General features: G+C 65.9%; 16 protein-coding genes. 7 read left to right on the forward strand and 9 right to left on the reverse strand.

Annotated features, from left to right (window positions below; genetic code table 11):
• The first annotated feature begins 71 nt into the window (after nt 1-71).
• The 5 genes from AB7532_RS15080 to AB7532_RS15100 all read left to right on the forward strand — a co-directional run bounded on the left by AB7532_RS15080 (nt 72) and on the right by AB7532_RS15100 (nt 5,874).
• On the forward strand, nt 72-1,664 hold the full coding sequence (locus AB7532_RS15080; RefSeq protein ID WP_441235562.1) for a class I adenylate-forming enzyme family protein: 1,593 nt from the start codon (nt 72-74) through the stop codon (nt 1,662-1,664).
• Nucleotides 1,665-1,833: 169 nt separating this feature from the next.
• Nucleotides 1,834-2,487 (forward strand): tetratricopeptide repeat protein, encoded by a 654-nt coding sequence (locus AB7532_RS15085; protein ID WP_441235563.1) that lies wholly within the window; start codon nt 1,834-1,836, stop codon nt 2,485-2,487.
• A gap of 34 nt (nt 2,488-2,521) precedes the next feature.
• Entirely contained in the window at nt 2,522-3,067 is a 546-nt protein-coding gene (locus AB7532_RS15090) for a hypothetical protein (protein WP_441235564.1), read from the forward strand.
• A 171-nt stretch (nt 3,068-3,238) separates the two neighbouring features.
• The gene (gene der, locus AB7532_RS15095; RefSeq protein WP_441235565.1) at nt 3,239-4,621 is read left to right on the forward strand and encodes a ribosome biogenesis GTPase Der; all 1,383 of its coding nucleotides are present in this window, start codon (nt 3,239-3,241) and stop codon (nt 4,619-4,621) included.
• A complete protein-coding gene (locus AB7532_RS15100; RefSeq protein ID WP_441235566.1) occupies nt 4,618-5,874 on the forward strand; it encodes a TCR/Tet family MFS transporter in 1,257 nt (418 codons plus the stop codon). The genes der and AB7532_RS15100 overlap by 4 nt, the downstream gene beginning before the upstream one ends.
• A 170-nt stretch (nt 5,875-6,044) precedes the next feature.
• Here the strand turns inward: AB7532_RS15100 and AB7532_RS15105 are convergent, their stop codons facing one another.
• The 6 genes from AB7532_RS15105 to radA form a co-directional block, all read right to left on the reverse strand.
• A complete protein-coding gene (locus AB7532_RS15105; protein WP_441235567.1) occupies nt 6,045-7,271 on the reverse strand; it encodes an ABC transporter substrate-binding protein in 1,227 nt (408 codons plus the stop codon).
• Nucleotides 7,272-7,438: 167 nt separating this feature from the next.
• Nucleotides 7,439-8,584: a hypothetical protein gene (locus AB7532_RS15110; RefSeq protein WP_441235568.1), complete on the reverse strand. Its 1,146-nt coding sequence runs from the start codon at nt 8,582-8,584 to the stop codon at nt 7,439-7,441.
• A gap of 79 nt (nt 8,585-8,663) precedes the next feature.
• Entirely contained in the window at nt 8,664-9,404 is a 741-nt protein-coding gene (locus AB7532_RS15115; protein WP_441235569.1) for an SDR family NAD(P)-dependent oxidoreductase, read from the reverse strand.
• 139 nt (nt 9,405-9,543) lie between these two features.
• On the reverse strand, nt 9,544-11,067 hold the full coding sequence (purF, locus tag AB7532_RS15120; protein ID WP_441235570.1) for an amidophosphoribosyltransferase: 1,524 nt from the start codon (nt 11,065-11,067) through the stop codon (nt 9,544-9,546).
• 28 nt (nt 11,068-11,095) lie between these two features.
• A complete protein-coding gene (locus AB7532_RS15125; RefSeq protein WP_441239283.1) occupies nt 11,096-11,722 on the reverse strand; it encodes a CvpA family protein in 627 nt (208 codons plus the stop codon).
• Between the two features lie 166 nt (nt 11,723-11,888).
• Entirely contained in the window at nt 11,889-13,337 is a 1,449-nt protein-coding gene (gene radA, locus AB7532_RS15130) for a DNA repair protein RadA (protein WP_441235571.1), read from the reverse strand.
• Nucleotides 13,338-13,546: 209 nt separating this feature from the next.
• Between radA and AB7532_RS15135 the strand changes: the two genes are divergently transcribed.
• Both AB7532_RS15135 and AB7532_RS15140 read left to right on the forward strand, forming a co-directional pair.
• Nucleotides 13,547-14,704: an ABC transporter substrate-binding protein gene (locus tag AB7532_RS15135; protein WP_441235572.1), complete on the forward strand. Its 1,158-nt coding sequence runs from the start codon at nt 13,547-13,549 to the stop codon at nt 14,702-14,704.
• Nucleotides 14,704-16,773, forward strand: a complete 2,070-nt coding sequence (locus tag AB7532_RS15140; protein WP_441235573.1) for a putative bifunctional diguanylate cyclase/phosphodiesterase — start codon at nt 14,704-14,706, stop codon at nt 16,771-16,773. The genes AB7532_RS15135 and AB7532_RS15140 overlap by 1 nt, the downstream gene beginning before the upstream one ends.
• A gap of 6 nt (nt 16,774-16,779) precedes the next feature.
• On the opposite strand, the gene AB7532_RS15145 is transcribed toward AB7532_RS15140, so the two are convergent.
• The 3 genes from AB7532_RS15145 to AB7532_RS15155 form a co-directional block, all read right to left on the reverse strand.
• Nucleotides 16,780-17,505 carry a sulfite exporter TauE/SafE family protein gene (locus tag AB7532_RS15145; RefSeq protein ID WP_441235574.1) on the reverse strand — a complete coding sequence of 242 codons (726 nt, stop codon included), beginning with the start codon at nt 17,503-17,505 and terminating at the stop codon, nt 16,780-16,782.
• A gap of 261 nt (nt 17,506-17,766) precedes the next feature.
• Nucleotides 17,767-18,213 carry a ribose 5-phosphate isomerase B gene (gene rpiB / locus AB7532_RS15150; protein WP_441235575.1) on the reverse strand — a complete coding sequence of 149 codons (447 nt, stop codon included), beginning with the start codon at nt 18,211-18,213 and terminating at the stop codon, nt 17,767-17,769.
• A 66-nt stretch (nt 18,214-18,279) separates the two neighbouring features.
• Nucleotides 18,280-19,074, reverse strand: coding sequence for a transporter substrate-binding domain-containing protein (locus AB7532_RS15155; RefSeq protein ID WP_441235576.1), 795 nt, complete (start codon nt 19,072-19,074; stop codon nt 18,280-18,282).
• Nucleotides 19,075-19,092: the final 18 nt, after the last annotated feature.

Genomic DNA, 19,092 nt, shown 5'->3' on the forward strand with positions numbered 1-19,092 from the left:
CGATCCGCGCTAGACCGGGCTCGCATGACCATGCGCGGAAGATAACGAAAGCAACAAGCCGAGGCATTCCGATGGACTGGTCGCAATCTCAGATTCCGCCGATGCGGTTCGAGGCGCGCTTCGGCGATCGGGTGGTGCCGGCATTTTGCGACCGGCCGTCGAGCCTGTGGGCGATGATTGCGGACGCTTGCGTCCGCAATCCCGATGGCGAGGCGCTGATCGCTGGCGATGTCCGCCTGAGCTGGCGGCGGGCCGTGGAGCAGGCCGCGCGGATCGCAGCCGGCTTTCGCAAGCTCGGCCTGCAACGCGGCGACCGGGTCGCGATCCTGCTCGGCAACCGCATCGAATTTCCGCTGTTGCTGTTCGCCGCCGCGCATGAGGGGCTGGTCACCGTGCTGCTCGGCACGCGTCAGCAGAAGCCGGAGATCGCCTATGTGCTGGCCGATTGCGGCGCGAAGATCCTGATCCACGAGGCGGGACTCGCCGAGCGGCTGCCCGATGCGCGCGATGTGCCCGAACTGGTCCACCGCATCGCCGTCGACAGCGATCCGGCGCTGTCGCGCTTCGCCGCGCTCGCCGACAATGCACCGGCCCCTGCGCCGGTTGAGGTTGGCGAGGAGGACATCGCGATGATCCTCTACACCTCGGGCACGACGGGCAAGCCGAAGGGCGCGATGCTCGCCCATTGCAACATCGTGCACTCCTCGATGGTGTTCGTGTCCTGCCTGCAATTGACGCAAGCGGACCGTTCGATCGCGGCGGTGCCGCTCAGCCATGTCACCGGCGTCGTCGCCAACATCACGACCATGATCCGCTGCGGCGGCGCCCTGATCATCATGCCGGAGTTCAAGGCGGCGGAGTATCTCAAGCTCGCCGCGCGCGAGCGCGTCACCTACACGGTGATGGTGCCGGCCATGTACAATCTCTGCCTGCTCCAGCCCGATTTCGAGAGCTACGATCTGTCGAGCTGGCGCGTCGGCGGCTTTGGCGGCGCGCCGATGCCGGTCGCGACCATCGAGAAGCTCAAGGCGACGATTCCCGGCCTTGAGCTCGCGAACTGCTACGGCGCGACCGAGACGACGTCGCCCTCGACGATCATGCCGGGCGAATTGACCGCGAGCCACATCGACAGCGTCGGCCTGCCGTGTCCCGGTGCGCGCATCGTCGCGATGGCAGCCGACGGGCGCGAGCTGCCTCACGGCGAGATCGGCGAGCTCTGGATCCAGAGCGCCTCCGTCATCAAGGGCTACTGGAACAATCCGAAAGCCACCGCTGAAAGCTTCACGAGCGGCTTCTGGCATTCCGGCGACCTCGGTTCGGTCGATGCGGAAGGATTTGTCCGCGTGTTCGACCGGCAGAAGGACATGATCAACCGCGGCGGGCTGAAGATCTATTCGGCCGAGGTCGAGTCCGTGCTGGCCGGCCATCCCGCCGTGGTCGAGAGCGCGATCATCGCCAAGGCCTGCCCGGTGCTGGGCGAGCGGGTCCACGCCGTGGTGGTGACACGCGGCCCGGTCGCCAGCGAGGCGCTGCGGGCCTGGTGCGCCGAGCGGCTGTCCGACTACAAGGTGCCGGAAACGGTGGCGATCACATCCCAGCCGCTGCCGCGCAACGCCAATGGCAAGGTGCTGAAACGGCAGTTGCGGGAGTATCTGGGAACCTGAGCCGGGCAGGCGGTTGGTCCGGGCTCTCCCGGGTGGTTAACGCCTTGATCGGGCTCGCTTTGCCTTGCCACCGCCATATCGTTAGGGTACCTCGCCGCGACGTGGGGAACGGGATTCCTGACGCGACTGCTTTGGCGCGCGCACCCGGACGGGCATGGGATTAGCATAAGTGTCTGAATTATTTGACGAAGTCGACGAGGAAGTACGTCGCGAGCAGCTCAAGAAGCTGTGGGACAAGTATTCGATTGTCTTCATCGCCCTGATGGTGCTGGTCGTCGCCGCCGTGGGCGGTTGGCGTGGCTACCAGTATCTGGAGGGCAAGAAGGCTGCCGAGGCCGGCGCCGCTTTCGAGAAGGCCGCGGAGCTGTCCGACCAGGACAAGCACGCGGAGGCAGAGGCTGCCTTTGCCGAGCTCGCCGCCAAGGCGCCCTCGGGCTATCGCACCCTGGCGCGGCTGCGTGCCGCGGCCGAAGCCGCGCCCCGCGATCCCAAGGCTGCCGCCAAGCTGTTTGACGACATTGCCGCTGACCGCAGCGTCGGCGGGGAGTGGCAGGATCTGGCGAGGATTCGCGCCGCCGGCTTGCTGGTCGACAGCGCGTCCTATGCTGACATGCAGCAGCGGCTGGAGCCCTCCGCCGCGCCCAAATCGACCTTCCGCCACAGCGCCCGCGAAATGCTGGCGCTGTCGGCCTGGCGCAACAACGACATGACCGCGGCCCGCAAATGGCTCGACGCGATCGCCGAGGACGGCGAAACGCCGCCGGGCTTGCGCTCGCGCGCCGAAGCGCTCCAGGCCCTGCTGCCGCCCGTCGCCAAAAGCTGACCGTCGGGCTCTCTGACCTAAACGAGACACCAAGATGCGCCGCACGCCACGCTTGATCGCAGCCGCCGTCCTGATCGCCTTCACGGGCGTGCTGGGCGGCTGCTCCAGCTTCGATCCAAGCGACATGCTCGACTTCCTCGACACCAAGAAGAAGCTCCCGGGTGACCGCAAGCCGGTCTTCCCCTCGGGCGTGCCGGGCCTGGAGCAGGGCGTGCCGCGCGACATGTACAAGGGCGCGGCGCAGCAGCAACCGGATCCCAACGCGCCTGCCGTGGCGGCTCTGCCCGCTGAGCCGCCGCCCGAGGCCAAGCCGGCCAGGGGAGCCAAGGGCAAGAGGCCGCCGGCCGCTGTAGCAGCCGCACCGGCCGAAGCGCCTGCCGGCGAGGTCGATGGCGAGGCCCAGCCGGAGGCGGCGCCGCCCACCGCGGCCCCGCCGCCCAAGCACAAGATCGTCCGCAAGCGCACCACCGCGCCGCCACCGGATCAGCCTGCCCAGCAGGCTCAACCGACCCAGACCACTCAGCAGCAGTCGCAGGGCGCTTTCCCGGCGCCGATGCCCAGCGGCAGTTTCTCCCGCTAGAGCATGATCCGGACCCGGAGGGCCGCGTGAGCGCAAACTGCGCTGCGGTTTTCCGAATAGATCAGGCTCTAACGACAAGCTAAAGCGCGATGAGGATACGTCCGAAGCTCATCGCGCTTTAATATTTTCACTGAATTGACAGGCGCAGCCTTCGCAGCGCACGAATGACCAATGTCCTTCTCGATTGCCATTATCGGCCGACCCAATGTCGGCAAGTCGACGCTGTTCAACCGCCTGGTTGGGCAGAAGCTCGCGCTCGTCGATGACCTGCCGGGCGTCACCCGCGACCGACGCGAGGGGGAAGCCAGGCTCGGCGACCTCGAGTTCACCATCATCGACACCGCCGGTCTCGACGAGGGCGCCAAGGGCTCTCTGACCGCGCGCATGCAGGAGCAGACCGAGGCCGCGATCGCGCAGGCCGACGCGCTGTTCTTCGTGATCGATGCGCGCATCGGTCTCACGCCGACCGACCGCGCCTTCGCCGATTTCGCCCGCAAGGCCAACAAGCCGGTGCTGCTGGTCGCCAACAAGAGCGAAGGCAAGCATGGCGACGCCGGCGCGATGGAGGCGTTTGCGCTCGGCCTTGGCGATCCCATCCAGATCTCGGCCGAGCACGGCGAGGGCCTGGGCGAGCTCTACGACGCGCTCGCCAAGCTGATGCCGGAGCCCGTCGAGGAGGATGAGGCCGAGGACGACGAGCCGCTCACCGAGGAAGAGGCCGCGACGCGTCCGATCCGGGTGGCCATCGTCGGCCGGCCCAATGCCGGCAAGTCGACGATGATCAACCATCTGCTCGGCGAGGAGCGCCTGCTGACCAGCCCGGAGGCCGGCACCACGCGCGATTCCATCGCGGTCGAGATCAATTGGAAGGGCCGCGAGTTTCGCGTGTTCGATACCGCGGGCCTCCGCCGGCGTTCGCGCATCGAGGAGAAGCTGGAAAAGCTCTCGGTTGCGGACGCGCTGCGCGCGGTGCGCTTCGCTGAAGTCGTCGTGATGATGATGGATGCGCAGAACCGCTTCGAGGAGCAGGATCTTCGTATCGCGGACCTGATCGAGCGCGAGGGCCGTGCGGTCGTGCTCGCCGTCAACAAATGGGACCTGATGGAGAGCAAAGGCGGCGGCGCCATCTCCGGCTTGCGCCGTGACGCCGACCACTTGCTGCCGCAGGTCAAGGGCGTGCCGATCGTCGCCGTCTCAGGCCTGATGGGCGAGGGCATCGATCGCCTGATGCAGGCGATCCAGGATGCCTATGCGCTGTGGAACAAGCGCGTGTCGACCTCGGCGCTGAACCGCTGGTTCGAGCAGGCGGTGCAGGCCAATCCGCCGCCGGCCGTGTCCGGCCGCCGGCTGAAGCTCAATTACATCACGCAGACCAAGGCGCGCCCGCCGAGCTTCGTGCTGTTCTGCTCGCGCGCGGATGCGGTGCCGCAATCCTATTTGCGCTACCTGACCAACTCCATGCGCGAGACGTTCGAGCTGCCGGGCACGCCGGTGCGCATCACTTTGCGCGAGAAGGCCAACCCCTTCGCCCACAAGCGCAAGCGGCCGTCGTGAGCAACGAGGCCGGCGAGGCGATAGCGCAAAGCGCTGCGCCGGTCCGGCGCGGTGCCGTTGCCTTCATCTTCGTCACCATCCTGCTCGATATGCTCGCGCTCGGCGTGATCATGCCGATCCTGCCCAAGCTGATCGAGAGCTTCGTCGACAACGACACGGCGCATGCGGCCCGTATCTTCGGCCTGTTCGGCACCGCTTGGGCGTTGATGCAGTTCGTGTTCTCGCCGGTGCTCGGTGCGCTGTCGGATCGCTTCGGACGTCGGCCGGTGGTGCTGCTGTCGAATTTCGGGCTTGCGGCGGACTATGTGCTGATGGCGCTGGCGCCGTCCTTGCTGTGGCTGTTCATCGGTCGCATCATCTCCGGCATAACGTCCGCGAGCATCTCGACGGCCTTTGCCTATATCGCCGACGTCACGCCGCCGGAGCGGCGCGCGGCGGTCTTCGGCAGGATTGGCGCAGCCTTCGGCGCGGGCTTCGTCCTGGGTCCGGCGCTGGGCGGCCTGCTCGGGGACATCGATCCGCATCTGCCGTTCTGGGCGTCGGCAGCTCTCAGCTTCGCCAACGCGCTCTATGGGCTCTTCGTCCTGCCGGAATCGCTCGCGCCCGACAGGCGCGCGCCGTTCCGCTGGACCCGCGCCAATCCGGTCGGGGCACTGCATTTGCTGCGCTCCAACGCGGCGCTGGCCGCGCTGTCGGTCGTCAATTTCATCGCACAGGTCGCGCATGTCGTGCTGCCCTCGACCTTCGTGCTTTATGCGACCTATCGCTACGGCTGGGATTCCAAGACGGTCGGACTGACGCTCGCGATGGTCGGCATCTGCGCCATGGTGGTGCAGGGGCTCGCGATCGGTCCGATCGTGCGCTTGCTCGGTGAGCGCAACGCGCTGGTCATGGGCCTGTGCTGTGGCGCGCTCGGCTTCGTGATCCTGGGTGCTGCGCCGACCGGACCGCTGTCCTGGCTTGGCATTCCCGTGCTGTCGCTCTGGGGCATTTCGGGGGCTGCCTCACAATCGCTGATGACGCGGCTGGTCGCGCCCGATCAGCAGGGCCAGTTGCAGGGCGCGACCGCGAGCGTGCAGAGCGTGTCGCAGCTCGTCGGCCCGTTCCTGTTCACGCTGACGTTTTCATACTTCATCGGCGCCAGCGCGCCGCTGCATCTGCCCGGCGCGCCGTTCCTGCTCGCGGCGGTGTTGATGGTGGTGTGCGTGGTCATCGCGATGCGGACGGTGGGCGCAACGAAGACGGTCCCGTAGGGTGGGCAAAGGCGCGTCAGCGCCGTGCCCACCATCTGTCCGTTACACCAAGGAGTCGTGGGCACGCTTCGCTTTGCCCACCCTACGGCAGTTGTTTCCTGAGCCCAAAACGAAATGCCCGGGACGAGCCCGGGCATCGTATCGTTGAGCCGTGAATGACCGCTACGCGGTCACTTCTTCACCAGCGGGCAATCGCTGTCCTTGAGCGGCTTGGCCGCGTCTTCCGGGGCGATCGTGGCGATCTGCTTGTAGTAGTCCCACGGACCCTTCGACTCCTCGGGCTTCTTCACCTCGAACAGATAGGCCGGGATGAGACGGCGTCCGTCCTGGCGCAGCGGCCCGTTGCCGAACAGCGGATCGTCGGTCGGAAGCTCCTTCATCTTGGCGACGACCTTGGCGCCGTCATGCGGATTGCCGCCGAGCGCTTCCATCGCCTTGAGATAGTGCAGCACCATCGCGTAATTGCCGGCCTGCGTCATCGACGGCATCGCGTTCTTGCTGGCCTGCGCCTGGAAGCGCTTGGACCATTCGCGGGTCTTTTCGTTCAGGTCCCAGTAGAACGATTCAGTGAAGGTCAGGCCCTGCGCGGTCTTGAGGCCGAGGGAGTGCACGTCGTTGATGAACAGCAGCAGCGCGGCGAGCTTCTGGCCGCCCTGGACGATGCCGAACTCGGCGGCCTGCTTGATGGCGTTGGTCGTGTCGCCGCCGGCATTGGCAAGGCCGACGATCTTGGCTTTCGATGACTGGGCCTGGAGCAGGAAGGAGGAGAAGTCAGCGGTGTTGAGCGGGTGCTTGACGCCGCCGAGCACCTTGCCGCCATTGGCGGTGACGACGGCGCTGGTGTCGCGCTCCAACGCATGGCCGAAGGCATAGTCGGCGGTCAGGAAGAACCAGCTGTCGCCGCCGGCCTTGGTCAGCGCCTTTCCGGTGCCGTTGGCGAGCATGTAGGTGTCATAAGTATAGGAGATGGTGTTCGGTGTGCAGGCCTTGCCGGTCAGGTCCGCGGTGGCCGCGCCCGAATTGAGCAGAACCGCATTCTTCTCCTTCACGAGGTTGCTCACCGCGAGCGCCACGCCCGAGCTCGGCGTGTCCGCGATCGCGTCGACCTTCTCGTTGTCGATCCACTGCCGGGCGATGTTCACGCCGACGTCAGGCTTGTTCTGGTGGTCGCCGCTGAGCACGTCGATCTTCCAGCCCTTCTTGAGCAGGCCGGAATCCTCGACAGCCATCTTGATTGCGACCACGGAGTTCGGGCCACCGATGTCGGCATAGAGGCTCGACATGTCGTTGAGCACGCCGATCTTGACGGTCTTGTCCTGGGCGTAGGCGGATGTGGCAAAACCGAAAGCGGCGCAGGCGAGAAGAGCCGCAGTGCGGCGCGCGAACGTCGTCGTCATCAAAGATTCCCTCCATTGTCAAATATGTGGACGGCTCTCTTGCGGAGCCTTGTTCCGGCTGATGGCTCTACCGTGTCCCGCGGCCGGCGGCAATGCGCCTAAAGCCGGATGACGCTGCGTCGTAGCGTCATCCGTCGGTTAACTTTTGGGCAAAATGTGTTGAGACGCTATTTGAGCGCGTCCGACGTCAGCTTGAATTTCTGGATGCGCTTTCCAGTGTCGACCTCGGCGGTATAGACGTTACCCCTCGCGTCGATCGCCATGGCGTGCACCCAGTGGAATTGCCCGGCATTGCGGCCGTTGTGGCCGAAGCTGCCGACCACGCTGCCGTCCTCACGCTTGACGACCCTGATCTCGTTGTTCTCGCCGTCGGCGCTGAGCAGATAAGTCTGCTTCGGATCGGGCCAGATCGCGATGTCCCACACCGCGCCGTTGCCGAGTGTGTTCTTCTCGAAGAAGAACTCCTTCACGAAGGTGCCGTCCTTTTTGAACACCTGGATGCGGTTGTTGATGCGGTCGCAGACATAAACGAGCCCGTCATTGGCGAGCTTCACGCAGTGTACGGGATTGCCGAATTGCTGCGACACCGGCGCCTTCGGGTCATAGGCCGCCTGCTTGGCATCATCAGGCTTGTTGCCGTAGGCGCCCCAATGCCGCTTGTAGGCAAGCGTCGTCGCGTCGAACACGATGACGCGGCGGTTGCCATAGCCGTCGGCGACGTAGATTTCATTCGCCTCCTTGTCGAGCGCGGTCTCGGCAGGCTTGCCGAGCTGCGTCGTGTCGTTGCTGCCGAGGCTTGGCGCGATCTTGCCGATCTGCGCCACGAACTTGCCGTCGAGGGAGAATTTCAGGATCGCGTTGTCATTGTCGGCATTGCCGCCGATCCAGACGAAGCCGCGCTCGTCGACCTCGATGCCGTGTTCGCGGCCGACCCATTCATAGCCCTGGCCCGGACCGCCCCAGGACCGCAGCAGATTGCCGTCGGCATCGAATTCGAGCACCGGCGGCGCCGAGACGCAGCATTTCGAACGCGGCGGGGTGAGGCTCGCGCCTTTCTCGTCGTCGGTGAGCGAGCGCGGGCGATGGATCACCCAGATGTGGCCCTGCCAGTCCACGGTGATGCCGCCGACCTGGCCGAGGATCCAGTTGTTCGGGAGTTGCTTCGGCCAGGAGGGATCGACCGCGAAGGTCGGGATATCGCCGGCGCTCGCGGTGCCCGGAAGCACGAATGCGACGGCTGCGATCAGGATGGAAAAGGCGTGAGAGACGTTTGCGAGCGCACGCGTAAAACCTGCGCGATGCCATGGCGCCATGGCGACCTCCCTTTTTTGGCTTGCGGCTTTGCTGCCGCTTGAGCAGCGGCAGTCAATCGCGGGGAGGCATTCAAGTCAATCAGGCCGGCGCGCGGAAGCTCATCAGCGAGCGGGACTTGTAGTCGTAGAACTTGCCGGTCTCGGTCCAGGCGGGCGCGCACATCGGCACGATGAATTCGGCGACCTGCTCGGCGGTGTCGAGTGTGGCCGGATCCTCGCCCGGCATCAGGATTGCGCGCATGCGGGTGCGGACCGGGCCCGGGTTGAACAGGTTGACGCGCAGCTTCGTATTCGCGGTCTCCTGCGCCCAGGCGCGCGCCAGCGTCTCCAGTGCGGCCTTGGAGGCGGCGTAGGGGCTGACATAGGCGGTCGCCTTGTTGGCGGCGCCCGAGGTGACGAACACGGCACGGCCGGCGTCGGATTGCTTGAGCAGCGGCTCCATGCAGCGGATCAGCTGGAAGTTCGCGGAGACGTTGAGCGCCATCACGTCGGTGAAGGCCTTCAGCTCGATATGGCCGACCGGCGAGGAGGGGCCGAGCACGCCGGCATTGCCGACGAGGATGTCGAGCTTGCCGTAGCGCTCATGCAGGCCGGCACCCAGCCGCGCGATGCCGTCGGAATCGGTGAGGTTGAGCGGGACCAGCGTGCTGCCGCCGCCATCTTTGCGGATCTCGTCGTCGAGCTCTTCCAGCCCGCCCTGCGTGCGCGCGACCGCAACGATATGTGCGCCGGCTTTTGCGAGCGCGATGGCGGTGGCGAAACCGATGCCACGTGAGGCGCCGGTGACGAGAGCGATGCGGTCGGCGAGGGGTTTTGTCATCGTCGAATACTTCCGTCATGCCCGGGCTTGTCCCGGGCATCCACGTTCTTTGCGGCGGGTATTACAGACGTAGATGGCCGGGACAAGCCCGGCCATGACGAAAAGGGGTCTCTGATTAGCCCCCAGGGACGATCCTTGGTCAGCTCGCCTCCGCCAGCAGCGAGAGCTGCCGCGGCTGCTGCTCGGTCTGGGTCTGGTCGGTGAGGTGGGTCGGATAGGCCCCGGTGAAGCAATGGTCCGAGAATTTCGGATTGGCGGGGTCGCGGCCGGGCTCGCCCATGGCGCGGTACATGCCGTCGATCGACAGGAAGGCGAGCGAGTCGGCGCCGATGATCTCGCGCATCTCCTCGAGCGAATGCGTCGCGGCCAGCAGGCCGCCGCGATCGGGCAGGTCGATGCCGTAATAATCGGGATAGAGGATCGGCGGCGAGGCGAGGCGGAAGTGCACTTCCTTGGCGCCGGCGTCGCGCATCATGCGCACGATCTTCTTCGAGGTGGTGCCGCGCACCAGCGAGTCGTCGATCAGGATGATGCGCTTGCCTTCGATCGCGGCGCGGTTGGCCGAGTGCTTCATGCGCACGCCGGATTCGCGGATCGCCTGCGTTGGCTGGATGAAGGTGCGGCCGACATAGTGGTTGCGGATGATGCCGAGCTCGAACGGCACGCCGGAATGCTGGCTGTAGCCGATCGCGGCGGGCACGCCGGAATCCGGCACCGGCACGACGACGTCGATCGGCACATGGCTCTCGCGCGCGAGCTGCGCGCCGAAGGCCTTGCGGACCTCGTAGACCGAGCGGCCGTGAACGATGGAATCCGGACGGGAGAAGTAGATGTATTCGAAGATGCAGGGGCGCGGCGCCATCGGCGGGAACGGCTTGTGGATGTCCTGGCCGTTTTCGTCGAACACGATGACTTCGCCGGGCTCGATGTCGCGGACGAAGCGCGCGCCGATGATGTCGAGCGCACAGGTCTCCGAGGTCAGGATCGGACAGCCGTCGAGGTCGCCGAGCACAAGCGGGCGGATGCCGCGCGGATCGCGCGCGCCGACCAGCTTCTTGTTGGTCAGCGAGACCAGCGCATAGGCGCCCTCGATCTCGCGCAGCGCGTCGACGTAACGCTCGATGAAGCGGCCGCGCCTGGAGCGGGCGACCAGATGCAGGATCACCTCGGTGTCGGTGGTCGACTGCATCATCGCGCCGTTCTTCACGAGCTCGCGGCGCAGCGTCAGGCCGTTGGTGAGGTTGCCGTTATGGGCGACCGCGAGGCCGCCGGCATTGAGCTCGGCAAACAGCGGCTGCACGTTGCGCAGGATGGTGGCGCCGGTGGTGGAGTAGCGGACGTGGCCGACGGCCATGTTGCCGGGCAGGCGGTCGATCACCTCGCGGCGGGAGAAGGTGTCGCCGACGAGGCCGAGGCGGCGTTCGCTGTGAAAGCGGCTGCCGTCGTAGGAGACGATGCCGGCGGCTTCCTGGCCGCGGTGCTGAAGGGCGTGGAGGCCGAGGGCGGTGATGGCGGCCGCATCAGGGTGACCGTAGACGCCGAAGACGCCGCATTCCTCGCGCAGCGTGTCCCCCTCCAGATCGTCCTGTAGCTCAATCGCGGCTGGGCCAGAGGGCCGGTTCAAGTCGAGATCAAGTTGGGCGTCCTGGTCAGGGTGTCGCATCTCGTCCGAGCCTCTCTTTGGGCCTAAATCAACGCGCCGGTTTATCGAGCAGCTTTTTCATGCCGTCACGAGCCGATTTACTGTAGCCGTCGCCACTGCCCGCAGGCTGCTGCTCGGACTCAGCTTGATCATCATCTGGTTTGTTTTTCTTGAATCTCTTCAAGATGGTGTTCTCGGGGTCATCAGGCAAGAGGGCCATCAGCCAATCCCCGGTTCCCTGGAGCACCACGCGGGATTTGGCCCCCGTGACCCAGTCCGGGCGCTGCTTGTCCGGCACCAGCCAGGTGAAGAACAGGAACGCGACCACGACGATCAAAAGCCCGCGAGCGAGCCCGAACAGGAAGCCGAGGGTCCGGTCCAGCGCGCCGATTCGCGAATCCAGGATCATGTCGGAGATCCGGACCGTGATCACGGAAACCACGACCAGCGTACCGACGAACACGCCGGCAACCACGACGATGCTCGCCACCGTGTCGTTGTTGAAATAGGTCTTGGCGGTCGGCAGCAGCTTCGAGAACGAGTACAGCGTCACGATCGCCGCAGCGCCCCAGGCCGCGATCGACAGGATTTCGCGCATGAAGCCGCGGACCATGGCGAGCAGGCCCGAAATCAGCATCACACCGAGCAGGATCAGGTCGAGGATGGTTACTGGCATCGGCTGGTCTGGTCCGCTCGTACGTCGAAGGTGCTCAGCGAATCGGTGTTTGGCCGCCGCCCTAAGTGAGGGCCAGACGGCGTTCCCGGCAAGGCCGCAACCACGCAATCCCATGCTGCTTTTGTGACGGCTGTATAGCGGCGGGGGCGGAGCACGTCACCTCCAGCTAACCCTCTCCACGGCGGAATCTTGCCGGTGTGGCATTTTTCTCCGCCGACGGGGGCTGCTCGCCGCGGCGAGACCCCTTGGCGGCGATCTCCGCAACCAGTGTCGTGAGGCTGTTGACCGCGTTGAGGGCCAGTCCGGCGTCGCCGCCGGCATCGCCGCCCCGCGCCGATTCGGGCAGCACGGCGCGCTTGAAGCCCAGCTTGACCGCTTCCTTGAGCCGGGCCGGGGTCTGCGCGACCGGCCGGATCACGCCGGAGAGTGAAATCTCGCCGAAATAGACCGCATCGGTGGGTAACTGCGCATTAACCAGGGACGAAACCAGCGCAGCTGCCGCGGCCATGTCGGCTGCGGGCTCGTGGATGCGCAGGCCACCCGCGACGTTCAGATAGACGTCGTGGCCCGACAGCTTGACCCCGCAATGGGCCTCCAGCACCGCGAGCACCATCGAGAGCCGGCTCTGGTCCCAGCCGACCACGGCCCGGCGCGGGGTGCCGAGCGAGGTCGGGGCCACCAGCGCCTGCAATTCGACCAGAACGGGCCGCGTGCCCTCGATGCCCGCAAAGACTGCGGTGCCGGGCGTGCCGAGGTCGCGCTCGGACAGGAACAGCTCGGACGGATTGGTGACCTCGCGCAGGCCAAGGCCCGTCATCTCGAACACGCCGATCTCGTCGGTCGGGCCGAAGCGGTTCTTCACGGCGCGCAGGATGCGGAATTGCTGCGAGCCTTCGCCCTCGAACGACATGACCGCGTCGACCATGTGCTCGACTACGCGGGGACCGGCGATCTGGCCGTCCTTGGTGACGTGGCCGACCAGGATGATGGCGGCGCCGGTTTTCTTGGCGAAACGAATGAGCGCCTGCGCCGAGGCGCGGACCTGCGTCACCGTGCCGGGCGCGGATTCCACCGTGTCGGTCCACATGGTCTGGATCGAGTCGATCACGATCAGCCGCGGCACCGCGCCTTCCGACAGCGTGGAGACGATGTCCTCCACCGAGGTCTCGGCCGCGAGCTGCACCGGCGCATCAGACAGGCCGAGCCGTTCGGCGCGCAGCCGCACCTGGGCGATGGCTTCTTCGCCGGAGATGTAGACGATGCGGTGGCCGGCGCGCGCCATCAGACTGGTCGCCTGTGTCAGCAGCGTCGATTTGCCGATGCCGGGATCGCCGCCGACCAGCAGCACCGAGCCGCGGACGAAGCCGCCACCGGTGACGCGGTCGAGCTCGGCCATGCCTGACGACAGGCGCGGCGCATCCGGGCTTTTGCCGGCGAGGCTCTCCAGCGCGAACATGCGCCCCTTGCGCTTGGAGCGGATCGAGACCGGGACACTGCCGGTCGCGTCCTCCTCGACGAGCGTATTCCACTCGCCACAGGACTCGCATTTGCCCTGCCAGCGGTTATAGGCGGCGCCGCAGTTCTGGCAGACGAAGGAAAGCGTGTTCTTGGCCATGGGGACCGCGAGTCGGAGGGGTTTGGCTTGCTGATAGCACGGAACAGCGGGGCGTGACGCTGGTGGCCGGTGCTCCGATCTGCGCAATTCACCGCCGTCGATACACCCTTTGTTAGCCCTGCGGCGTCGCGCCGGTTCCAACTTTGCCAAATGTTAGCGGACGCGGGTCCAGTTTCGGAACCAATACGGGGTGGCGAAAAGAACAAAGAATGACGGCAGTCTTGCGTATCTTGCTCATCATGGGCATGGCCTGCGGCGTGTTCACGCCGACCGGCGGCGCCGTCGCGGCCGATGCCAGGCGCCTCAACATCGTTTTCGTCAATCCCGGCAAGACGGGCGAAGTCTATTGGGACATGGTCGCGCAGACCATGCAGGCCGCCGGCCGCAAGCTCGACGCCCATGTCGAGGTCCTGACCAGCGAGCGCAATTACCGCACCATGCAGGAGCTCGGGCTCGGCGTGGTCGCGCGCGCCGACAAGCCGGACTTCCTGATTCTGTCGAACGAGGAATCCGCCGCCGTGCCGGTCCTGGAGGCGGCCGAGGCTGCCGGCGTCAAGACGCTGCTGCTGTCGAACACGCTGATCGGCGCCGATGCCGCGCGCCTCGGACCGCCGCGCCGGACGCTCAAGACCTGGCTCGGCGATATCACGACCGATCTTCAGACCGCGGGCGCGCGCATGGCCGACGCCCTGATCCGCGCGGCGCGTGCCGAGAAATGGCAGAGCCCGGACGGCAAGATCCACATTCTCGGAATCGGCGGCGACGAGGTCACGCCATCCTCGATCGCCCGCAATGCCGGCCTCCAGCTCGCGGTGGGGGCCGCGTCCGACGTGGTGGTGGACCGGATGCTGTTCGCCAATTGGACGCAGTCCGAGGCCGAGCAGGTCACGACGAATTATCTGAGCTGGGCCTCGCGCAAGGGCATCCGGCCCGCCGGCATCTGGGCCGGCAACGATCCGATGGCGCTCGGCGCCATCAAGGCCATTTCGGCGGCGGGTCTCGTGCCCGGCCAGGACATCCAGGTGGTCGGCCTCAACTGGTCGGAGGATGCGCTTCGCGCGATCCGGGCGGGGCGCCTGCTTCTCACGGACGGCGGCCACTTCCTGCTCGGCGGCTGGTCGGTCGTGCTGCTTCGCGACTATGCCGATGGTTGCGATTTCGCAGCCAGGTCGCCGCGCGTCGAGGTCAAGACGTCCGCGATCACCCGTGCAAATCTGTCCTCGATCGGCGACCTCATCAGGACGCGTGCCTTCGACCGCATCGATTTTGCGCGGTTCAGGGCGAAGACGGGACGCTGCGGCCAATATGACTTCTCCATCGACGCGCTGATCTCGTCGCTGGCGCCGCTGGAAGGTGCCGCTGACTGATGCGAAACGATCACGATATGAGGGATCCGAAACGCGGCGCGCAGGCGGGGCCGTCGCGCTCGCGTTCGGTGGTTCGCGCGATGATCTGGGCGACGGTGCCGGTGCTGCTGGTGGTGCAGCTGCTGGCCTCCGCCGGCGTCGAGGTCTCGAGCTTCTGGTCGCAGATCCGGCAGCTCGACGCGCGCATTGCCCGCACCGCCGAGAGCCGCGCCGAGCTGATCGCCGAGCCGCTCTGGAAGATGCGCTACGACCAGGTCACGAGCGTGCTCAACGAGGTCATGCACGACGAGACCATCGCTGCCGCGGCCGTCTATGACGACACCGGTGTTGCGATCGCCCGCGTGGTGGCGCGGCCGGCGGACCTGTCGGTCTCGGAGGTCTCGCGTCCGATCAGCTACGCCAACGGCAACATCGCCGTTCAGGCCGGCCGCATCGTGATCGCCTATTCCTATGCGACCGTGTATGCGGACACGGGAAGCCGGCTGCTGCTCCTGCTGGTCGTCGGCCTGCTCGCAACCTTTGCGACCCTGATCGCGATGCGGATCTCGGCCAACATCTTCATCGGCAAGCCGCTGGCCGCGATCATGTCGGCGATCCAGCGCAGCAAGCGGGACGGCCGCGCCTATCCGGCGGATATCAAATCGTTGAACGAATTCGGCCAGCTCGCGCGCGCCTTCAACGCCATGCAGCACACGACGTCGGGTGCGCTCGACCGGCTCGGCCACATGGCCTCCCACGATCCGCTCACGGGCCTGCCCAACCGCCGCTCGCTGTCCGAGCATCTGGCGACCCTGAGCAGGGAGGCCGGCTCGCCGGACTCGCTGATCGCGTTCTGCTTCATCGACCTCGACGATTTCAAAGGCATCAACGACACGTTCGGTCATGATGCCGGCGACAAGTTCCTGGTGCACATCTCCGAGCGCCTCCGCGAAGCGGTCGAGCCGCAGGACTGGGTCGCGCGGCTCGGCGGCGACGAATTCGTCGTCATCCGCCCCGAGGTCAGCAACGAGGCGACCGCGCAGGCGTTTGCGCGTCAGCTGCTGGATACGATTTCCGCGCCGATCCGGTTGCATGACAAGCAGGTCGTGCCGCGCGCCAGCATCGGCCTTGCCCTGCGCCGCGCCGGCGATCCCGAATTGTCGCATTTGCCGGCGCTCGCCGACATCGCGCTTTACCATGCCAAGAGCAAGGCGCCCGGCACCGTCGCCGTGCTCGACGAAGCGCTGCAGCGCGATTATCGCCGTCGCCGGGAGCTCGAACTCGCCATTCCCACCAGTTTCGCCGAGGGGCAATTCGAAGTCTGGTATCAGAGCCAGGTCGATCTGGAGAGCCAGGCCGTCGTCGGCCTCGAAGCGCTCATTCGCTGGCGCCATCCCGAACACGGCATCATCGGCCCCGGCGAATTCCTGCCGCTGATCGAGCGCAGCGGCAACAACGCGCGCCTGACGCGCTATGTGCTGACCGATGCCTGCCGCGCGCTGCAGCGCCTGATGGCCGCCGGCAAGCCGCAGATCCGGATCGCGATCAATTTGCCGCCGTCCGAGCTTGCCGACCATTCGCTCGCCGCCGAGCTGCGCGCGACCTGCGCGCGCTTCGATGTCGCGCCTTCCTCGCTGGAGCTCGAGATCACCGAGGGCTCGCTGATCAACAACATGGCCAGCGCCGCCGAGACGCTGCATCGCCTGCGGCGCCTGGGCGCCACCATCGCGCTCGACGATTTCGGCACGGGCTATTCTTCGCTCGCGCATCTCAGGCGCTTTCCGCTGGACAAGGTCAAGATCGACAAGGCCTTCATCAGCGAGATCCCCGGCAGCGCGGAAGACAAGGCGATCGTCGGCGTCATCGCGTCGCTCGCGGGTACGCTCGGGCTGACGCTCGTCGCGGAAGGCATCGAGCGCGCCGAGCAGGCCGAGGCCATGCGCGAAATGGGTGTGATGCTCGGGCAGGGCTTTCACTATCATCGGCCGCAGCCGCTCGAGGCGGTGCTGCAATGGCTCGAGAAGCAGGCGGCGCCCGAAAGCCGCGTCCTTGCCGACAGCCCGTCGATCGCGCCGGAATTCGCCGCCTGAACGTGATTACGGTTGCGTCGCGTTCCAGAGCATGGAGAGCCCGGCGGCGATCATGATGGCATCCATCACCAGCCGGAACATGTCCGGCTTCAGATGCAACACGAAGCGTTTTGCGATGAAGGCGCCCGACATCAATGAGGAGCCCGCGACGAGGCCCTTGATGAATACGTCCTGCGTCAGCGCGCCGAAACGCTCGAAGGTCACTGATTTCGCGAAATAGAGGCCGAGAGAGGAAGCCGCTTCAGTTGCGAGGAAGGCGCCCTTCGACAGGCCGTAGAACAGGAACAGCGGGACACTGAGTGGGCCCGTCGAGACCACGATGCCGGTGAGATAGCCGATGATCGCCCCGCCGATGGCGAGATGCCAGAGATTGGCCTTGAGGTCGTGCCGCGCCAGCCAGTGCCGCACCGGCACCATCGCGATCAGGAAGATACCGATGGCGAGATCCACCGTGTGCGAGGGCAGGGCAAGCAAGGTCCGTGCGCCGAGCACCGCGGCCGGAACGCCTGTCACTGAATAGGCCGCGCAAGCCCGCCAGTCGACCTCGCGCCACCAGGCCAGGATGCGCGAAAAATTCGCCATCACGGAGGCGACCGCCATGATCGGCACGGCCTCCTTCGGCCCATAGGCATAGACCAGCACCGGCATCAGCATGATCGACGACCCCGTGCCGACGATGCCTGAGACCGTGCCGGCGATCAGGCCGACGATGAGGACGAACAGAAAGGCCAAGAGGAGGGCTCCGGGAATCGGAGCAGTCTAGCCGGAGGAGAGCGATGAGTGAATGGCGGGTGCCCTTGTTCCGCTACCGACCCTCGTGTCCCGGACGCGCTGCAGCGTGCAACGCTGCTGCGCAGAGCCGGGACCCAGCAGGCCGCAAAACGCGCTGATGCATGGGCCCCGGCTCAGCAGCGCACCACTGCGTGCTGCGCTGCGTCCGGGGCACGAGAGTGCAACTTCGCTGCGCCCGCAATGACGGAAGATGAGCAGCCGTCAGCCCTGTTCGTCCATCACGCGCAGCTTCTCGACGCGGCGGCGGAAATCTTCGTCCGTCGAGAATTCGGCGGAGAGATAGGACGAGACCAGATCGACCGCGAGCCACGCGCCGACGATCTGGGCGCCGATGCACATCACGTTGACGTCGTCATGCTCGACGCTCTGATGGGCAGAATGGATGTCGTGGCAGACCGCGGCGCGGATGCCCTTCATCTTGTTGGCCGCGATCGAGGCGCCGACGCCGGTGCCGCACACCATGATGCCACGCGCGGCTTCGCCCGAGGTGACCTTCTGCGCCACGGCGCGCGCGATGTCGGGGAAATCCACCGGCTTGTCGTCGTAGGAGCCGACGTCGAGAACGTCGTGGCCGAGGCTGCGGATGTGGTCGATAACTGTCTGCTTGAGCGGCCAGCCGGCGTGGTCGGATCCGATGACGAGACGCATGTGAGTTCCTTCTTGATTTTGCCATAGCCGTGACAGTCGCGTGCGACTGTCACGGCGTTCTTCCGTTCAGCTACGCATGTCCGCCGGCAGATCGACGCCGTGGAATTTCTTGTAGATCGCGTTGAGCTTGCCGTTCTTGACGTTCTCGGTGATCCAGGCGTTGAGCTTGTCCATCAGACGCTGCTCGCCCTTCTTCAGGCCGATGGCGAGGTCGAAGGTCGCCAGCGGAATGCGGGACTCGAACACGCGCGAGGGGTTCTTCACGCCGATCTGGTTGATGATCGTCGCCGACGAGCCGACGCAATCGACCTGGCCGGAGACGGCCGCCGTCACCATGGTGGCATCGTCGTCGAAGCGCGCGATCTTGAGATCCTTGTCCTTCATGTTGGACAGGGTGGTGTCCTGCGTGGTGCCGCGCGAGACGCCGATCGACTTGTCCTTCAGGTCGGGCCAGTCCTTGACGGTCGACGATTTCAGGCAGCCGACGTCGGATTGCAGCGTCGCATAGCGCTTGGTGAAGTCGATCACCTTGGCGCGCTCGGCTGTCACCGACAGGGTCGAGATGATGATGTCGGCCTTGCCGGTCAGCACGTTGGGAATACGGGTCGCGCCGGTGGTCTGGATGAATTCGAGCTCGAGCCCCCAGTCCTTGGCGAGCAGTTGCGCCACTTCGACATCGGAGCCGGTCGGCTTCATGCTGGAGTCCATCATGCCCGAGGGCGGAATGGCGACATCCGTCGAGATGCGGATCTTCTTGGCCTGATTGATGTCGTCGAGCAAATCGGCCGATGCAGGCGTGGCAGCCATCATGGCAAGGCCGAATAGCGCAGCGGCAGTCCCCAGCAGTGTCTTGTTTGTCATCCCTGGTTCTCCTCTCCC

It is taken from the genome of Bradyrhizobium sp. 930_D9_N1_4 (assembly GCF_052076015.1).
Lineage (GTDB): Bacteria > Pseudomonadota > Alphaproteobacteria > Rhizobiales > Xanthobacteraceae > Bradyrhizobium.

Excerpts from the sequence above, each read along its gene's own strand:
- AB7532_RS15080 (WP_441235562.1), top strand. The coding sequence starts at position 72 with ATGGACTGGTCGCAATCTCAGATTCCGCCGATGCGGTTCGAGGCGCGC.
- AB7532_RS15090 (WP_441235564.1), top strand. The coding sequence starts at position 2,522 with ATGCGCCGCACGCCACGCTTGATCGCAGCCGCCGTCCTGATCGCCTTC.
- der (WP_441235565.1), top strand. The coding sequence starts at position 3,239 with ATGTCCTTCTCGATTGCCATTATCGGCCGACCCAATGTCGGCAAGTCG.
- AB7532_RS15105 (WP_441235567.1), bottom strand. The coding sequence starts at position 7,271 with ATGACGACGACGTTCGCGCGCCGCACTGCGGCTCTTCTCGCCTGCGCC.
- AB7532_RS15110 (WP_441235568.1), bottom strand. The coding sequence starts at position 8,584 with ATGGCGCCATGGCATCGCGCAGGTTTTACGCGTGCGCTCGCAAACGTC.
- AB7532_RS15115 (WP_441235569.1), bottom strand. The coding sequence starts at position 9,404 with ATGACAAAACCCCTCGCCGACCGCATCGCTCTCGTCACCGGCGCCTCA.
- purF (WP_441235570.1), bottom strand. The coding sequence starts at position 11,067 with ATGCGACACCCTGACCAGGACGCCCAACTTGATCTCGACTTGAACCGG.
- AB7532_RS15125 (WP_441239283.1), bottom strand. The coding sequence starts at position 11,722 with ATGCCAGTAACCATCCTCGACCTGATCCTGCTCGGTGTGATGCTGATT.
- radA (WP_441235571.1), bottom strand. The coding sequence starts at position 13,337 with ATGGCCAAGAACACGCTTTCCTTCGTCTGCCAGAACTGCGGCGCCGCC.
- AB7532_RS15135 (WP_441235572.1), top strand. The coding sequence starts at position 13,547 with ATGACGGCAGTCTTGCGTATCTTGCTCATCATGGGCATGGCCTGCGGC.
- AB7532_RS15140 (WP_441235573.1), top strand. The coding sequence starts at position 14,704 with ATGCGAAACGATCACGATATGAGGGATCCGAAACGCGGCGCGCAGGCG.
- rpiB (WP_441235575.1), bottom strand. The coding sequence starts at position 18,213 with ATGCGTCTCGTCATCGGATCCGACCACGCCGGCTGGCCGCTCAAGCAG.
- AB7532_RS15155 (WP_441235576.1), bottom strand. The coding sequence starts at position 19,074 with ATGACAAACAAGACACTGCTGGGGACTGCCGCTGCGCTATTCGGCCTT.